This window comes from Enterococcus sp. HMSC072F02 (assembly GCF_001837725.1).
GTDB classification, from domain to species: Bacteria; Bacillota; Bacilli; order Lactobacillales; family Enterococcaceae; genus Enterococcus_B; species Enterococcus_B lactis.
Map to the genome: position 1 here is coordinate 99,019 of NZ_KV833943.1, position 15,957 is coordinate 114,975.

At 39.1% G+C, this 15,957-nt stretch carries 18 protein-coding genes; all 18 read left to right on the top strand.

Features of this window, described 5'->3' with window-relative positions; translation table 11 throughout:
• The first annotated feature begins 138 nt into the window (after positions 1-138).
• On the top strand, positions 139-822 hold the full coding sequence (locus HMPREF2731_RS05475; protein ID WP_002292009.1) for a DUF1538 domain-containing protein: 684 nt from the start codon (positions 139-141) through the stop codon (positions 820-822).
• On the top strand, positions 819-1,592 hold the full coding sequence (locus tag HMPREF2731_RS05480; protein WP_070872512.1) for a DUF1538 domain-containing protein: 774 nt from the start codon (positions 819-821) through the stop codon (positions 1,590-1,592). Before HMPREF2731_RS05475 ends, HMPREF2731_RS05480 begins: the two co-directional genes overlap by 4 nt.
• Complete coding sequence (locus tag HMPREF2731_RS05485; RefSeq protein WP_002313700.1) at positions 1,589-1,987, top strand: P-II family nitrogen regulator; 399 nt, start codon at positions 1,589-1,591, stop codon at positions 1,985-1,987. The genes HMPREF2731_RS05480 and HMPREF2731_RS05485 overlap by 4 nt, the downstream gene beginning before the upstream one ends.
• A gap of 184 nt (positions 1,988-2,171) precedes the next feature.
• Positions 2,172-2,843, top strand: a complete 672-nt coding sequence (locus tag HMPREF2731_RS05490; RefSeq protein ID WP_002292003.1) for an LCP family protein — start codon at positions 2,172-2,174, stop codon at positions 2,841-2,843.
• A gap of 61 nt (positions 2,844-2,904) precedes the next feature.
• A complete protein-coding gene (locus HMPREF2731_RS05495) occupies positions 2,905-3,342 on the top strand; it encodes a hypothetical protein (RefSeq protein WP_070872514.1) in 438 nt (145 codons plus the stop codon).
• 11 nt (positions 3,343-3,353) lie between these two features.
• A complete protein-coding gene (locus tag HMPREF2731_RS05500; RefSeq protein ID WP_070872516.1) occupies positions 3,354-4,022 on the top strand; it encodes a 2,3-bisphosphoglycerate-dependent phosphoglycerate mutase in 669 nt (222 codons plus the stop codon).
• 60 nt (positions 4,023-4,082) lie between these two features.
• On the top strand, positions 4,083-4,706 hold the full coding sequence (locus HMPREF2731_RS05505) for an HAD-IA family hydrolase (RefSeq protein ID WP_002306550.1): 624 nt from the start codon (positions 4,083-4,085) through the stop codon (positions 4,704-4,706).
• A 55-nt stretch (positions 4,707-4,761) separates the two neighbouring features.
• Positions 4,762-5,148, top strand: coding sequence for a DUF1149 family protein (locus HMPREF2731_RS05510; protein ID WP_002291995.1), 387 nt, complete (start codon positions 4,762-4,764; stop codon positions 5,146-5,148).
• Positions 5,149-5,359: 211 nt separating this feature from the next.
• The gene (locus HMPREF2731_RS05515) at positions 5,360-6,751 is read left to right on the top strand and encodes an L-cystine transporter (protein ID WP_070872518.1); all 1,392 of its coding nucleotides are present in this window, start codon (positions 5,360-5,362) and stop codon (positions 6,749-6,751) included.
• 270 nt (positions 6,752-7,021) lie between these two features.
• On the top strand, positions 7,022-7,390 hold the full coding sequence (locus tag HMPREF2731_RS05520; RefSeq protein WP_002291991.1) for a VOC family protein: 369 nt from the start codon (positions 7,022-7,024) through the stop codon (positions 7,388-7,390).
• Positions 7,391-7,568: 178 nt separating this feature from the next.
• Complete coding sequence (locus tag HMPREF2731_RS05525) at positions 7,569-8,510, top strand: oxygen-dependent tRNA uridine(34) hydroxylase TrhO (protein WP_070872520.1); 942 nt, start codon at positions 7,569-7,571, stop codon at positions 8,508-8,510.
• A gap of 68 nt (positions 8,511-8,578) precedes the next feature.
• Positions 8,579-9,310: a metallophosphoesterase family protein gene (locus tag HMPREF2731_RS05530; RefSeq protein WP_002291986.1), complete on the top strand. Its 732-nt coding sequence runs from the start codon at positions 8,579-8,581 to the stop codon at positions 9,308-9,310.
• Positions 9,311-9,453: 143 nt separating this feature from the next.
• On the top strand, positions 9,454-11,634 hold the full coding sequence (locus HMPREF2731_RS05535; RefSeq protein ID WP_070872522.1) for a Tex family protein: 2,181 nt from the start codon (positions 9,454-9,456) through the stop codon (positions 11,632-11,634).
• A gap of 19 nt (positions 11,635-11,653) precedes the next feature.
• Positions 11,654-12,124: a SprT family protein gene (locus HMPREF2731_RS05540; protein ID WP_002306555.1), complete on the top strand. Its 471-nt coding sequence runs from the start codon at positions 11,654-11,656 to the stop codon at positions 12,122-12,124.
• 27 nt (positions 12,125-12,151) lie between these two features.
• Positions 12,152-12,913 carry a YdcF family protein gene (locus HMPREF2731_RS05545; RefSeq protein ID WP_002336444.1) on the top strand — a complete coding sequence of 254 codons (762 nt, stop codon included), beginning with the start codon at positions 12,152-12,154 and terminating at the stop codon, positions 12,911-12,913.
• A gap of 130 nt (positions 12,914-13,043) precedes the next feature.
• Positions 13,044-14,378, top strand: coding sequence for a UDP-N-acetylmuramate--L-alanine ligase (gene murC / locus HMPREF2731_RS05550; RefSeq protein ID WP_002291978.1), 1,335 nt, complete (start codon positions 13,044-13,046; stop codon positions 14,376-14,378).
• Positions 14,379-14,682: 304 nt separating this feature from the next.
• On the top strand, positions 14,683-15,168 hold the full coding sequence (locus HMPREF2731_RS05555; protein WP_002291977.1) for a MaoC/PaaZ C-terminal domain-containing protein: 486 nt from the start codon (positions 14,683-14,685) through the stop codon (positions 15,166-15,168).
• On the top strand, positions 15,161-15,844 hold the full coding sequence (locus HMPREF2731_RS05560) for a Bax inhibitor-1/YccA family protein (RefSeq protein ID WP_002306560.1): 684 nt from the start codon (positions 15,161-15,163) through the stop codon (positions 15,842-15,844). The genes HMPREF2731_RS05555 and HMPREF2731_RS05560 overlap by 8 nt, the downstream gene beginning before the upstream one ends.
• The last annotated feature ends 113 nt before the right edge of the window (positions 15,845-15,957 follow it).

Consider the following 15,957-nt stretch of genomic DNA (forward strand, 5'->3'; position numbering starts at 1 on the left):
TCATCTTTTCCAAGTAAAAAGATACTTTTGGGACGTGTGTTATTTTATGTTGAGAAAAATTAAATGATAACGTTTTAAGTTTATACTCGAAAACTCTTTCATTTTAAGGTAAACTTAAAGAGTAAAGGAGGAGGATACATGCTAAAAAATTTTAAAGAAGTGATTGCTGCCATATTGCCGATGACCGTCCTGATTGTCATTTTAACGTTTGTTTTTGCGCCGTTAGAAGGAGAAGACCTCGCTTCATTCTTGGTAGGTGCGGCTATCATGATGATCGGAATGACGCTCTTTTTGTTTGGGGCAGACTATTCCATGATGGAAGTCGGAGATCTAGTAGGGAAATATATGATCAAAAAGAAAAGTTTGGCTGTTTTGGTCAGTTTGGGGTTTGCTATCGGGATCGTGATCACGATTGCCGAACCTTCCGTCCAAGTTTTGGGACAACAAGTATATGATATATCTGACGGAGAGATTGGCAGAGTGTTGCTGATTGGGATCGTCAGCGTCGGCACTGGAGTATTTCTAGCCTTTGCGCTGCTTCGGGTCGTATTCAAGCTATCCTATTATCAATTGATGGCTATAGGCTACATAGGCGTTTTGATCGCCTCGTTCTTCACCAGTTCCGAATTCATGCCGATTGCTTTTGATTCGGGGGGAGTGACTACTGGTCCAGTAACTGTTCCATTTATCTTGGCCCTTGCCGGAGGGATGACTAGTATGATCAAACAAAAGAAAAATGAAAATGACAGCTTTGGAATGGTTGGTATTGCTTCATTAGGGCCAATTCTTGCCGTAATGATTTTGGGGGTGATCTTCCAATGAATTTCTGGCAGCAAGTGATAGATGGTATCGAGATCGTTACTATGGAAGTTATTTTAGCAGTGGCACCTATCGTGATTCTATTTGTTTTGATGAATATCATTAGTTTTCGTATGCGCAAGAAGCGTTTCTTTGACATTATGAAAGGCTTCTTGATAACGACTATTGGGTTGATCCTTTTCCTGCACGGAGTCAACATGGCTTACGTTCCGGTAAGACAGCATTTAGGTAGTACGATCGCTGGATTGCCCTATAATTATATATTGGTTCCACTTGGCTTTTTGATGGGGTTCCTAGTAGGGTTTGCTGAGCCGGCGATTCATGTAATGGTCAAACAGGTTGAAGAATTGAGTGAAGGGAGGATCCGGTCGAAAGTCATGCTGATGGTAATTTCGATTGGGATTGGCGCAGCAGTAGGATTGTCTATGTGGCGTTTGCTCGTCGGATTCTCTCTTTATTATTTCTTGATTCCAGGATATGGGCTAGCATTTATTTTAGGACGAAAAGTGGACAAGATCTTTTTAGCAATGGCTTTTGACAACGGTGGAGTAGCAACGGGTCCGATGTGTTCGACATTTATTTTATCAATGAGCGTGGCGATCGCTGCACAAATTGAGGGAAGAGATCCGATCATTGATGGGTTTGGTGTGGTTGCAATGATTGCATTGACACCAATATTATCCACTTTAGTACTAGGATATATTTATAAACGAAAAGATGAAAAAGACAGAATCGAAAAAGAAAGATTGCAAAAATTGGGGGGAAGCAAATGAAAGATCTTGTAGCATTGAATCTTCACATGATTGTGACGATCGTGGACGGAGGAACAGGTGAAGATGTCATCGACTTTTCAAAAGAAGCAGGTGCAGCTGGCGGTACAATCTTGCATGGTCGTGGTTCTGGTGTACATGATTCAGGGAAATTTTTAGGTTTGGACATCTCGCCAGAAAAAGATGTTGTTTTGACATTAGTACCAGATAGTTTGACGAATCAAGTGATGGATGCGATTGGTCAAGGCATCAACATCGATGTTCCAGGTAACGGGATTTGTTTTAGTATTGATGTAGATAAAGTAATTGGTATCACTAAGATTCATCAGTATCGGGAAATTATCGGGATGCAGGAACTTTTGGATGAAACTAACGATAGAGAAAGTCCTGAATCATAGACAAGCATTTGAAGAAAAAATATACCTAAATAAGAAGGCGGATGAACGTTATTTCCGCTTTTTTGTTTAGGTTTTTTTCGTGAATACTTATGAAATAGTAAATTTTTATGAAATTCTTCTCTAAGCATCAGACATTCTTTTCAAAATATGCTATTTTAAAAATGATGAAAAAAGGGGGAGAAAAATGAATTTTTTAGTTGTTTTAAAAGATACTCTGATTGAGCGGTCTACATTTCTATATGTTCAATTGCAGGAAAATAAAACATTGCTGCATTTTTCACCAGAGTTCCATCTAGAGGGACTAACATTAGGAGAAATTTATCAAGCAGAAGGACTATCGGCTGTTTTGCACTTTTTTGAGGCAGAATTGGAATTACCGGTAAAAGATTATATCGAGCTTTCTCTCGAATCTTGGGATCGAGCAGTCGTTGAGCTATTCCCAGAAGGTTTGATGATCGATACGAATGATGGGAAGATTCATTTGACTGCAGCAGAACTACAGAAACAAATGCGTTATCAAATAGATGATGAAAATTCTTTTTCTATTTTTAGACGTCAGCAAAAGATTCTAAAAAGCTTTTTAAAAGTAATCAGTAAAAAACGGAATTTGATCAAAACGACTCAACTGTTGAAAAAATATCCAAATCTGCTTCATACGTCCATTCAATTCCCTCAATTGATTACGATGATCCATCGATTTATACGTATGCAACAGCTACCATCTAAGAAGCTGTTTTTGCCATTGACGGACACATTCCGTGTAGTCAACAGAGAAGATAAAAAGAAAGTGATTGTGATCGACTTTACCAGAAATCGGAATGTCCTTCATCAAGTCGCAATGGAAAAGGCCAATTAAGGCTTTTTCTTTTTTGTTTTTTTTGTCATAATGAATGATAGATGATGGAGGAGATAATAGGATGCAAACATGGTTAGAAAGACTGATACGGTTTCAGCAGAACTATCAAAAACTTATGCAGGGAAGATATGCAAAATTTGATCAATTGAATCGGATTCTATTGATTATCGCACTTTTTTTTAGTTTACTAAGTCGGTGGTTGCCATTTAGAATCGGGCAATTGTTGTTCATCGTCTTTTTCGGATGGATGCTATTTCGTTTTCTATCAAAAAAAATCTATCCTAGACTAAATGAAAATCAACGTTATTTGGAATATTTTGATAAAGTCAAAGAAAAATATCATCAGATGAGAAACAAAAAGCAAGCTAAAACGGAACGAAAAAGCTATACTTTTTTTGAGTGCCCGAATTGTCATCAAAAGCAGCGTGCGCCTAGAGGAAAAGGACGAATACGCGTGACATGCAAAACATGTGGCATAAAATTCGAAACGAATGTTTAAGGGAGAAAAAAATGAAATTAGTATTATTGCGTCATGGCGAAAGCGAAGCAAATTTTGAAAATTACTGGACAGGGTGGCTAGATGTCGCCTTAACAGAAAAAGGAAAAGAACAAGCAGCAGTAGCCGGTCAAAAAATGTATGAAGCCGGTCTTCAATTCGATGCGGTTTACACCTCTGTTTTAAAACGCGCGATTCTTACCGGTCAAGTCGCACTAGAAGAAATGGGGCAGTTGTGGCTTCCTATAGTAAAAACATGGCGTCTGAATGAACGGCACTATGGGGATCTTGTTGGTAAAAACAAGGATCAGATGAAAGAAATATACGGAAAAGATCAAGTAAAGAAATGGCGCAGAGGATATACAGAAGTTCCGCCGCTAACCGCAGAAAACCGATTTGACCGCAGATATGATCATTTGGATCCACATTTGATTCCGTACGGAGAAAGTCTAGAAATGACAGTGAATCGGATCATTCCTTTGTGGCAAGATCAAATAGCACCAAAACTGAAAGATCGGAAAGATTTACTAGTTGTGGGTCATGGGAATAGCATCCGAGCACTGACAAAATATTTAGAAAATGTTCCTGAGGATCAAATGGATACAATTGATATCCCGAACGCACAACCAATCCAATATACATTAACAGACGATTTGACGATTCTAGAGAAAACAATACTTTAATCAACGTATTTATCTATAATGAAAGATAGAAAAAAGAAGCAAAGGAATGGAACAAAAAACGTGAGAAATTATATATGGGACTTTGATGGGACATTGTTTGATACGTATCCCGCAATGGTAGATGGTGCTCAGCAAGCTCTAAAAGATTTTGGTATCAATATGGACAAAAAAGAGATCTACTTCAAAATGAAAAAATATTCCACCAGTTATTTGATCAATGAATCAAATTTGGACGCCAATGAGTTTAATGAATGGTTTCATCGGTATGAGAAAAAAAGCAAGGAAGCTTCCCGTCCATTTCCAGAAACGAAACAAGTACTTGAAAGGCTAAAAATCAATGGAGGACGTCACTTCATCTTGACCCACCGTTTGACAGAATCGACATGGGAACTGCTGAAAGAGTATCAATTAGCCCATCTGATTGAGGAAGTAGTAGGGATTGATCAGGATTTTCCTCGTAAACCGGATCCAGCATCTTTAAAGTATTTGATTGAGACTTTTCATTTAGAAAGAACAGACACGATGATGATCGGCGATCGCCGTTTAGATATTGAAGCAGGGAAAAACGCAGGAGTCGTTACTTGTCTTTACGATATCGATCATTTTCTGGGAGAGATTCCTGCAGATTATGTGGTAGGAAATTTGAATGAAATCCTATCCTTGCAGAGTAACGTAAAAAAATAGTATCCCCTTACAAAGGAGATATGTTATAATTTTTATAAAGGAGTGATAAAATTATATGGAAATCAGAAGACAAAAAGAAGTAGTAGAAGCATTTCATTATGATATGAGATTACCGAACCAAGAAGTAGAAACAGATTTGAAAGTGGGCTTCTCGCCTTTGAAAGAAACGATCGAAAACTATCCGAAAGAACATAGCATCGTAGGAGCACGCTTAGAGTTCCGTTTAGTGTTTGATACATATGTTTTATCTGGAAGTGTGAGTCAGATCAATCATATCCTCAATCGGAAAATTGAAGGTCAAAATGATGTCACACAAGAAGAAGTGGACGAACTAGTAGCACCTTTATTCGATATCGTACGCCGGATGTCTTATGAGGTGACAGAGATCGCCTTGGATCAGCCTGGGGTAAAATTGAATTTTCAATCAGAAAAACAAGAATAGACAGTAAAAACATGCCTGCGATAGTTTTAATCTATCACAGGCATGTTTTTTTATTACTAATTGTAAGCAAAAAGAATGTCATTTCGATAAAAATCGTCTAAAATATAAAAGTCACTGAAAAAAATTTTTCAGGAGGATGGTTGAAGAATCATTCTCGGGAACCTTTACTTCCTTCGATGGACTTGTCATTAATAATATGAGGAGGATAAAAATGACAACACTCATCACAGTTTTAGTGGTTCTAGTTTTTGCGGCATTATTATATGTGTTCTATCGTATGCAAAAGCGCCATACAAAATTTTCAACACGCGTCTTTACAGCATTAGGAGTTGGTATCGTCTTTGGCGGTCTGCTTCAATTAATCTTTGGGGTAGAAGACAAAGTCGTTACTCAATCAATAGAATGGATCGGGATCGTAGGACAAGGGTATGTATCATTCTTGCAAATGCTAGTTATGCCTCTAGTGTTCATTTCGATCATTGGTGCATTCACAAAAATGAAAGTTTCTGAAAAGCTGGGGAAAATCAGTGCAACTGTACTGACTTCTTTACTTGGTACAACAGCTATTGCAGCATTGATCGGAATCGGTTCAACGATGCTGTTCGGTCTTCAAGGAGCTAAATTCACACAAGGAGCAGCAGAAACAGCACGGATCTCTGAATTGGCGACACGTCAGGAAACGGTTGAAAACTTATCGATTCCGCAGCAGATTTTATCCTTTATCCCTAAAAACGTATTTGCTGATTTAGCAGGTAGCCGTGCAACTAGTACGATTGGAGTCGTTATTTTTGCAGCCTTTGTCGGTATCGCTTATCTAGGGGTGAAAAGAAAAGCGCCAAAAGAAGCAGCATTCTTTTCAGATCTAGTCGACAGTCTATATAAAATCATTATGCGGATTGTGACGCTTGTTCTGCGTTTGACACCATATGGGGTATTTGCTTTGATGACAAACGTTTTGGCAACAAGTGATTTTGCAGCTATCGTCAATTTAGGTAAATTTGTCGTTGCATCTTACGTAGCATTGCTGGCTGTTTTAATTGTCCACTCACTGATTTTGATTGGTGCCAAAGTCAATCCAATCAACTATTTCAAAAAAGCTTTTCCAGTATTGAGCTTTGCGTTTACTTCACGTTCAAGTGCCGGAGCCTTGCCATTGAACATCGAGACTCAGACAAAAGCTTTAGGAGTAGACGATGCAACAGCTAACTTCTCAGCAAGTTTTGGTTTATCTATTGGACAAAACGGCTGTGCTGGTGTTTATCCAGCTATGTTGGCAACGATCGTCGCACCAGCGGCTGGAGTGAATGTCTTTAGTTTGGAATTTATTTTGATGCTTGTGGCGATTGTAACAATCAGCTCTTTTGGTGTAGCCGGAGTCGGCGGTGGTGCAACATTTGCTTCACTGATCGTTTTAGGGGCAATGAACTTGCCAGTAGCAATCGTTGGGTTAGTTATCTCTGTTGAACCATTAATCGATATGGCACGCACAGCAGTAAACGTCAGCGGTAGCATGGTAGCTGGTATCGTGACAAGTGCACGCATCAAAGATTTAGATCGCGATGTCATCAATGATGATTCAAAAGTGATCGATGTGAATGAATAGTTAAAAACATACTAAGATTAGAGGGGAACATCATTGATAAATGAGGTTCTCCTCTCTTAGTATGTTTTTTTATTCATTCCATATAAGTACAAAATATTTATTCCGAAAAGTGAAAGTCGGAATAACAAAAACAACCAACTTAATTTATTATTAAAGAGAAGCGTATTTAAGTAGGATGAATCTGTTGAGAGCTTTCGTAGATTTTCCCATTTTCCTATGGTAAACTGACAAAGTTGGGGATGTTAGAACAGATCGTTTAGGAGGAAACAGATGTTTACAAATGAAATAAAAATCATGCTGTATGTGGACGATGTAGAAAAAAATGCAGCGTTTTGGAGAGCAATTGGCTTTGCGGAAAAAGATCGTCAAGAAATGGATGGGACGCTTGTAATTGAAGTAGGGATTGAGGACAGTCAAACCTCATTCGTGTTATATGATCGAGCGTTTGTTGAGTCCCATTCACCTGGTACAGCTACTAGTGCCCCATCTTTGATGTTTTACAGCAAAGATATCTTTGGATTATATAAAAAAATGCAGACGCAATCAGTCACATTAGGTGATATGGTACAGCTTGGAGAAGAATATGTCTTCAACTTTGCTGATCCTGATGGCAATTACTTTGCGGTTACAGGTAAATAATAGAAACAAAGACTTTGTTTTTCTGTGCAAAACAGGAAAGCGAAGTTTTTTTAATTCAAATAATAATATTATGTAAACAAAAAAATCACATGCGTAATTATACACAAGCAAATAAATCGTCAAATGCGAACGCCTTCTTTATACTGTTTAGGAACGAAAAGAAGGAAGGAAGAAATACATGGATTATCAAGTACTGCTTTATTACAATTATACAAAAATAGAAGAACCAGAGGAATTTGCCAAAAATCATTTAGCCTTTTGCAAATCTTTGGATCTTAAAGGTCGTATTCTAGTAGCTGAAGAAGGAATAAATGGTACTGTGTCTGGAACCGTTGAAAACACGACTGCCTATATGGAAGCAATGAAAGCTGATCCTCGATTTGCTGATATGATGTTCAAGATTGATCCAAGCGAAGGACATGCCTTTAAGAAGATGTTTGTAAGATACCGTCCAGAGCTTGTAAGTTTAAAGCTAGAAGAGGACATTGATCCAAACCAAGTGACAGGTGCTTATCTTTCACCGCAAGAATTTAAAGAAGCTATTTTAGACGAACAGACAGTGGTGATTGATGCACGGAATGATTATGAATATGACTTGGGGCATTTTCGAGGGGCCGTACGCCCAGATATACGCAGTTTTCGAGAGCTTCCAGACTGGATTCGCGAGCACAAAGAAGAATTTATGGAAAAACGGGTAGTGACCTACTGTACTGGTGGTATTCGTTGCGAGAAGTTTTCTGGTTGGCTTGTCCGTGAAGGATTCAAAGATGTCGGACAGCTGCATGGCGGTATTGCTACTTATGGTAAGGATCCTGAAGTCCAAGGAGAATTATGGGACGGCAAGATGTATGTGTTTGATGAACGAATCGCTGTCGATATCAACCAAGTAGATAAACAAATCGTCGGTCGCGACTGGTTTGACGGAACACCATGTGAACGATATATCAATTGTAGCAATCCTGAGTGCAATCGCCAGATTCTTGCTTCCATTGAAAATGAAGAAAAACATTTAGGAGCATGTAGCGTAGAGTGTGCGAAACATCCACGCAACCGCTATGTTCAAGACCATGGAATCTCTCCAGAAGAAGCAGAACTGCGGTTTGCAGCTTTAAATAAATAGAAAACAATAGTTTTGATTGTCGACCATTTCCAATATGCGCTATACTATCGTTGAGGATGGTGATCCACATGAAATCATTGATTTATGCTATTGGCGATGTCCATGGTAAATATGATCTTTTTGAAAAACTTATTCACTATTATGATCCGACGATCCATCAGCTTGTTTTATTAGGAGATCTCAATGATCGAGGACCTCGTACAAAGGAATGTTTTCTATTAGGAAAACAATTAGTCGAAGAAACAGGAGCCATTTATCTCCGGGGCAACCACGAAGAATATTTTTTGCAATTTCTGCAAGCACCGGAGGACTGGTATGCGCCTTATATCAGAAATGGTGGAAAAGAAACATTTGAAAGCCTACTTCACCCAGGTGCGTCGGAGGAATACTCCCCGACTGAAATCTCAATGATGATCCGATCGAGATACCCAGAACTGATTGAATTTTTAGTCCAGCGCCCCTTGTATTATGAATGGGAAAATTATCTGTTTGTCCATGCTGGAGTGGATTTGACAAAGAAAGACTGGCGTAAGACAAGTCCAAGCGATTTTATTTGGATACGGGAACCATTTCATGAAGGGAAAAACAATACAGGTAAGACAATTGTATTTGGACATACGATTACACCAATGCTCCATGGAGATATGCAGACAACAGATCTCTGGATTCAGGATCATAAAATCGGAATGGACGGTGGGGCTGTATTCGGAGGGTCATTGCATGGGGTTGTTTTTGACAAGGAAGGCATCCTTCAAGACATTGAATATCAGAACAACGAAGGATCTTGGCAAGGAATCTGACAAATGGAAAGAATGAAGGAGCTGCGACTTTGTTGCGGCTCTTTTTATTTGTATAGAGAATATTGTTTCTTTCAGCAGTTTAACCCATGATAAAAAGTATGATAGAATAAAGAAGCAATTTTTAGCAGAAAAGAGGCATTTTAATGACGGAAAATTTGAACCAGACAATCATTCAGCTTGTACAAAAAGAGCTTTCAGACTATCGTCCCAAGCAGTTGACGACTGTACTTAATTTGTTAAATGAAGGAAACACCGTTCCTTTTATCGCGCGTTATCGAAAAGAAATGACGGGAAGTCTTGATGAAGTCCAGATTCGTGAAATCGAAGAGCGGTATGCATATCTTGAAAACTTAGAAAAACGAAAAAACGAAGTGATTCGGCTGATCGATGAACAAGGGAAACTGACCCCTGAGTTAGAAACAGAAATCACGCAATCCGTAAAAATGCAACAAGTGGAAGATTTATATCGGCCATACAAACAGAAACGACGGACAAAAGCAACGATTGCTAAAGAAAAAGGACTTGAGCCACTCGCGCTGTGGCTGATGCAGCTTACAGATGGAGAGGTGCAATCGGAAGCAGAAAAATATATCGATAAAGAAAAAGAAGTCTCTTCTGCTGAAGAAGCGTTGCAAGGTGCGCATGAGATCATTGCTGAACAAGTCAGCGATAATGCAAAATTTCGGACTTGGATTCGGTCTTATACGTATAACAAAGGCATGTATGTCAGCCAAGTCAAGGATGAGAAAATAGATGAAAAAGGCGTATATGAAATGTATTATGACTTTGCAGAACCTGTCCATAAAATGGTTTCTCATCGGATATTGGCCACTAATCGAGGAGAAAAAGAAGAGGTTCTCAAAGTATTCCTTCAAGTAGACGAAGCAGCAGTTTTAGCTTACTTGGATCGCCAATTAGTGAAAAATCCTGCCTCACCTTCTTTTTCCTTTGTAAGAGAAGCCTATCAAGATAGTTATAAACGCTTTATACAGCCGGCAATCGAGCGAGAACTGCGTAATGAATTGACTGAAAAGGCGGATGAGCAAGCCATCGCTATTTTTGGAGAAAATCTTCGCAATCTTTTGTTGCAACCGCCGCTAAAAGGTAAAGTCGTACTGGGATTTGATCCGGCCTATCGTACTGGATGTAAACTAGCAGTCGTAGATGCGACAGGAAAAGTTTTGGCAATCGAAGTCATTTATCCGCATAAACCTGCAGCACAAGCGAAAAGGGAAGCTGCTGGTCCAGCTTTTATCCAATTGATCAATCAATATCAAGTAGATATGGTAGCTATCGGGAATGGAACAGCCAGTCGGGAATCAGAACTTTTTGTGGCTGAACAATTGAAATCAGCCGACCATAAAGCCTATTATGCCATTGTCAATGAAGCTGGCGCTTCTGTTTACTCTGCTAGCGAAATTGCACGAAAAGAATTCCCGCATCTACAAGTAGAAGAAAGAAGTGCTGTTTCTATTGCCCGTCGTCTGCAAGATCCTTTAGCTGAATTAGTCAAGATCGATCCTAAAGCTGTCGGTGTAGGACAGTACCAACATGATGTTTCTCAAAAACGTTTGGCTGAACAATTGGATTTTGTCGTGGAAACAGCGGTCAACCAAGTAGGCGTGGATGTGAACACGGCTAGTCCACAGCTCTTGCAGCATATATCAGGATTGAATAAAACGACTGCCCAAAACATTGTCAGTTATCGTGAAGAAAATGGAGAATTTACTGCACGAACTCAGCTGAAAAAAGTGCCACGTTTAGGACCAAAAGCATATGAACAAGCAATAGGCTTCTTGCGAGTTCCTGGCGGGAAAAACATTTTGGACAACACCGGTATCCATCCCGAAAGTTATTCTATTGCGAAAGACATATTAATGACCGTCCATCTTTCAGAAAAAGAGCTTGGGACAGAAGAAGCAGTAGAAAAATTGACACGGTTATCCGCGGAGAAACTGGCTGAAAGCTTATCAGTCGGAGAAGAAACGTTAGCTGATATTTTAGCTGGGCTGACAAAACCTGGACGAGATATGCGTGATGAGATGCCAGCGCCCCTATTGCGTACAGATGTGTTGAGTATGGAAGATTTGAAACCAGGTATGGAATTGACTGGAACGGTCCGTAACGTCATCGACTTCGGCGCATTTGTCGATATCGGTGTGAAACAAGACGGACTTGTCCATATCTCAAAACTTAGCAAAAAATTTGTCAAGCATCCAACAGACGTCGTGTCAGTCGGAGATATCGTGACGGTTTGGATAGAGCAAGTTGATACGAAAAAAGGCAGAATCAGTTTGACGATGCTTTCCCCTTATGAAGAGTAACAATGAGGAGTAACAAAAATTGACACAAGAAGAACTGCAGCAGTTAGTAGAAGAGATATCATTAAAAAGCTTCCAGCGTCCTTTCAAGCACCAAGCAATGTTCAATCCACGCTTGCGTACAACTGGCGGGCGCTATCATTTAAACGATCATCATTTAGATTTTAATGTAAAGCTGTTTGAAGAGTCAGACAAAGAAACAATTGCAGGAATCATCAAACATGAACTTTGCCATTATCATCTGCATCTAACTGGAAGAGGATATCGTCATAAAGATATGGATTTCAAGTATCTTTTGAAAAAAACAGGAGGATTGCGCTATGCGCCAGCCTTGACGAAGAAACAGATAAAGATCGAATATTATCAATGCCAAGATTGTTCTGCCACGATCTGCCGCAAAAGAAGAATCGATGTACACAAATATCGTTGTGGAAGATGTCATGGGGAAATCAAATGGATTGAGACAAAGAGAGAAAGCCTCAATGAAGTATAAAAAATCAAATGAAAGGATGAAGAGTTTTTGGAAAAAAACGAGCAGAGAAATCTAAAAGACTGGAATCAGTTATTAGCCTTTTTAGCCGCACCTGATGAGAAAGATTTTGAGAAATTGTCGGCACCTACACTTATTTTAGCTGGAAACGGTCTTCCTATCTTAGCTGATAAAGCAGCACAAATGTATGTAAATGGTCAAGTAGAACGTTTGTTTTTGGTCGGCGGGGTGGGTCATGCGACTAGGATCCTTTATGAGAATTTTGAAAAGCAAGGATTTCATTTTGAAGAAGGCATGAGTGAAAGTGAAATCTGTCGTCAGTATCTAAAAGAAGTCTATGATTTGCCCGATAAGGCTTTCCTGATAGAATCGAAGTCTACAAATTCTGGAGAGAACGCCACTTTTTCACTGGAGATTCTTCATTCCTTAGATGCTGTACCAGAAAAAGTCCTATTGATGAATGATCCGACACTGCAACGCAGGACTCGAGCAACTTTTGAGAAAGTATGGCAAAATGAACAAACTGTTTTCGCAAATGCTGTGCCATTTGTGCCGGAAATCCTTCACTTTTCTGAGGAGATCGTCTTTACAGTAAAAGAACTGAACCATCAATGGCCGAAGGAATATTTCTATGCACTGGTGTTAGGAGAAATGGAGCGACTCCACGACGATGAGAATGGCTATGGTCCGAAAGGAAAAGATTTTATTCCTCATATTGATATATCAGAAGAAGTTTGGTCTTCTTATACAAGAATCAAACAGTCAATAAAAACGGATTTTTCCCGTACATGACCTTTTTAGCAGGCGAATCCTCCTTTCTAAATAAATTTGGTTGAAATTTTCAATCGTTTATAAGATAATGAGGAGCGTGTTGAATGTAATAGCTAAAAGAATGGACGATAGATAAGAGAAGAGGATTCAAATGGAAAATCAAAATAAATTGTATCATTTTGTTGGTATCAAAGGTTCAGGAATGAGCTCCTTGGCTCTTGTTTTACATGAACAAGGTTTAAATGTCCAAGGATCAGACATTGAAAAATATTTCTTTACACAAAGAGATTTAGAAAAAGCAAATATCACGATTCTGCCATTTAACGCAGACAATGTAAAACCAGGTATGACGATTATTGCAGGAAATGCATTTCCTGATTCACATGAAGAAATCCAGCGAGCAAAAGAATTAGGTTTGGAAGTGATTCGCTATCACGACTTTATTGGTCATTTTATCCAAAACTATACGAGTATCGCTGTAACCGGTTCTCACGGAAAAACAAGTACGACTGGTCTGCTCTCTCATGTATTGAGTGGTGTTCGTCCAACAAGTTATCTAATTGGAGACGGAACAGGGCATGGTGATCCGCAAGCGGAATTCTTTTCATTTGAAGCCTGTGAATATCGCCGTCATTTCCTTGCCTATTCACCAGACTATGCGATCATGACAAACATCGATTTTGATCATCCGGATTATTATACAAGTATCGACGATGTATTTACAGCTTTCCAAACAATGGCTGGACAAGTGAAAAAAGCTATTTTTGCGTACGGTGACGACGCTTATTTACGCAAATTAGAAGCAGATGTGCCGATTTATTATTATGGTGTCACAGAAAATGATGATATCCAAGCACGAAACATCGAACGTACAACATCCGGTTCTGCTTTTGATGTCTATCATGGGGATGAATTTGTTGGACATTTCACTGTACCGGCATTCGGCAAACACAATATTTTAAATGCTTTAGGTGTTATTGCAGTCGCGTATTTCGAAAAACTGGATCTGAAAGAAGTTGCGGAAGAAATGCTGACTTTCCCAGGAGTAAAACGTCGATTCAGTGAAAAAATCGTAGCAGACATGACCGTAGTCGATGATTATGCGCATCACCCTGCAGAAATCAAAGCAACCATTGATGGCGCACGCCAAAAATATCCAGATAAAGAAATAATTGCAGTTTTCCAACCTCATACGTTTACGCGTACGATTGCATTGATGGATGAATTTGCAGAAGCACTTGATTTAGCTGATAAAGTTTACTTATGCGATATTTTTGGTTCGGCTCGGGAAGAACAAGGAAACGTTAAGATCGAAGACCTTGGAGCGAAAATCAAAAAAGGTGGAGAAGTCATCAAAGAAAATAATGTATCTCCATTATTAGATTATCATGATGCAGTAGTAATCTTCATGGGTGCTGGAGATGTTCAAAAATTTGAACAAGCGTATGAAAAACTTTTAAGCAGCACGACGAAAAATGTACTGTAATACAATTACTGCAGTGTCCTTATAAAAATAGAAAGAGGGAGAGTGGCAAAATTCTTGTCATGCTCCCTTTTTACAACTTTTGATAAACGGCGTTCAAAAGCTTGCATCTGCGGTAATAAGCCTAACCAAATCAAAAACATGAGAAGCTGTTTTTCTTGGCTGTTCTTATTGCTTGATGCAGGACAGCTTTTTCACGACCTCTTTAAACTATAGGAATCTGTTAAATCAAAGGAGCAGAACTTGCCTTTTGCGCTGCTTTTGGTACAATAATGTATGATTAAAAATAAACTGGAGGGTTTCTATCTTGAACATAGGTAAGCCGAGAAAACTAGGAAAAACAATAAATGAAATCGAGGAAGGCGACTCGTTATCTTTAACAGAATCTATTGAAGATAACCAGCTTTTGCTGTATTTGGGATTGACGAATGATGCAAATCCTTTGTATATCCAACATGACTTTGCACAAAAAACAGAATATCATCAGCCAATCGTTCCATCAGTGATGCTGATGGGGATCATCACAAGTGCAATTTCAAAGCATCTTCCTGGACCAGGATCACATGTTGTCAATTTTTCTGTCAATTTTATTGAACCGGTTTTCCATTATGAAACACTGACTTTTCAGTTTGAGGTCATAAAAGTAGATAAGATGAAGGACGTGGTGACGATTTCTGTAGAAGCGGAAAACACGAACGAAGATCGTGTGTTGGATGCTGTTGTTATGGTCCAACCGCCACAAGTTCCTGAATTGGAAATAGCAATCGAAAGTGAAGGTGAATTAAATGAATAATCCAAGTACATCAATGTCAGGCATCAATCGTTTTTATGCAAAAGTTTATGGTTTTTTAGGTATGGGGCTTGCCCTTAGTGCAGTCACTTCTTACTTGGCTCTTTGGGTATTTCCTTTACAACTAGCAACTTTTATCAATAACTTTCCATTAGGCTTTATGGGTCTGTGGATCGTTGAACTGATTTTGGTAATGGTTCTAGGCGTAAAAGCACAAAAGAATCCGAGCTTAGCGATCGGTGGATTCATTGCCTACTCTCTTTTGAATGGCGTAACATTAGCAGTTACTCTTGCATTCTACGATATTGGAACAGTAACACAAGCTTTCTTGACAGCTACCTTGATGTTCATGGGGATGTCTGTTGTCGGAGTGACAACAAAACGAGATCTTAGCGGGGTCGGAAGAGCAGGACAGGCTGCTTTGATCGGAGTGATCATTGCACTAGTCTTGAACATCTTCATTTTGAGAAGTAGCGCAGTTGAGCTGTTCATCTCACTGCTTTTAGTCGTCATCTTTGCAGGGATCACAGCTTATGATAACCAAAGCATTCGTAATATCTATGTCCAGACAAATGGAACAGCACATAGTGGCATTGCTGTATTTATGGCATTGAAGCTGTATTTAGACTTTATCAACTTGTTCTTGGCGTTTTTAAGAATCTTTGGACGGAACAACTAAAAAGGAAAAAATTGATCAGTTGGGGCTATACCAAAATATTTGGTATGGTCCCGCTTTTTCTTTTCGCATTCCGCATGATTCTTTGTTAGAATGAATAAGAACTTTACAGTAAG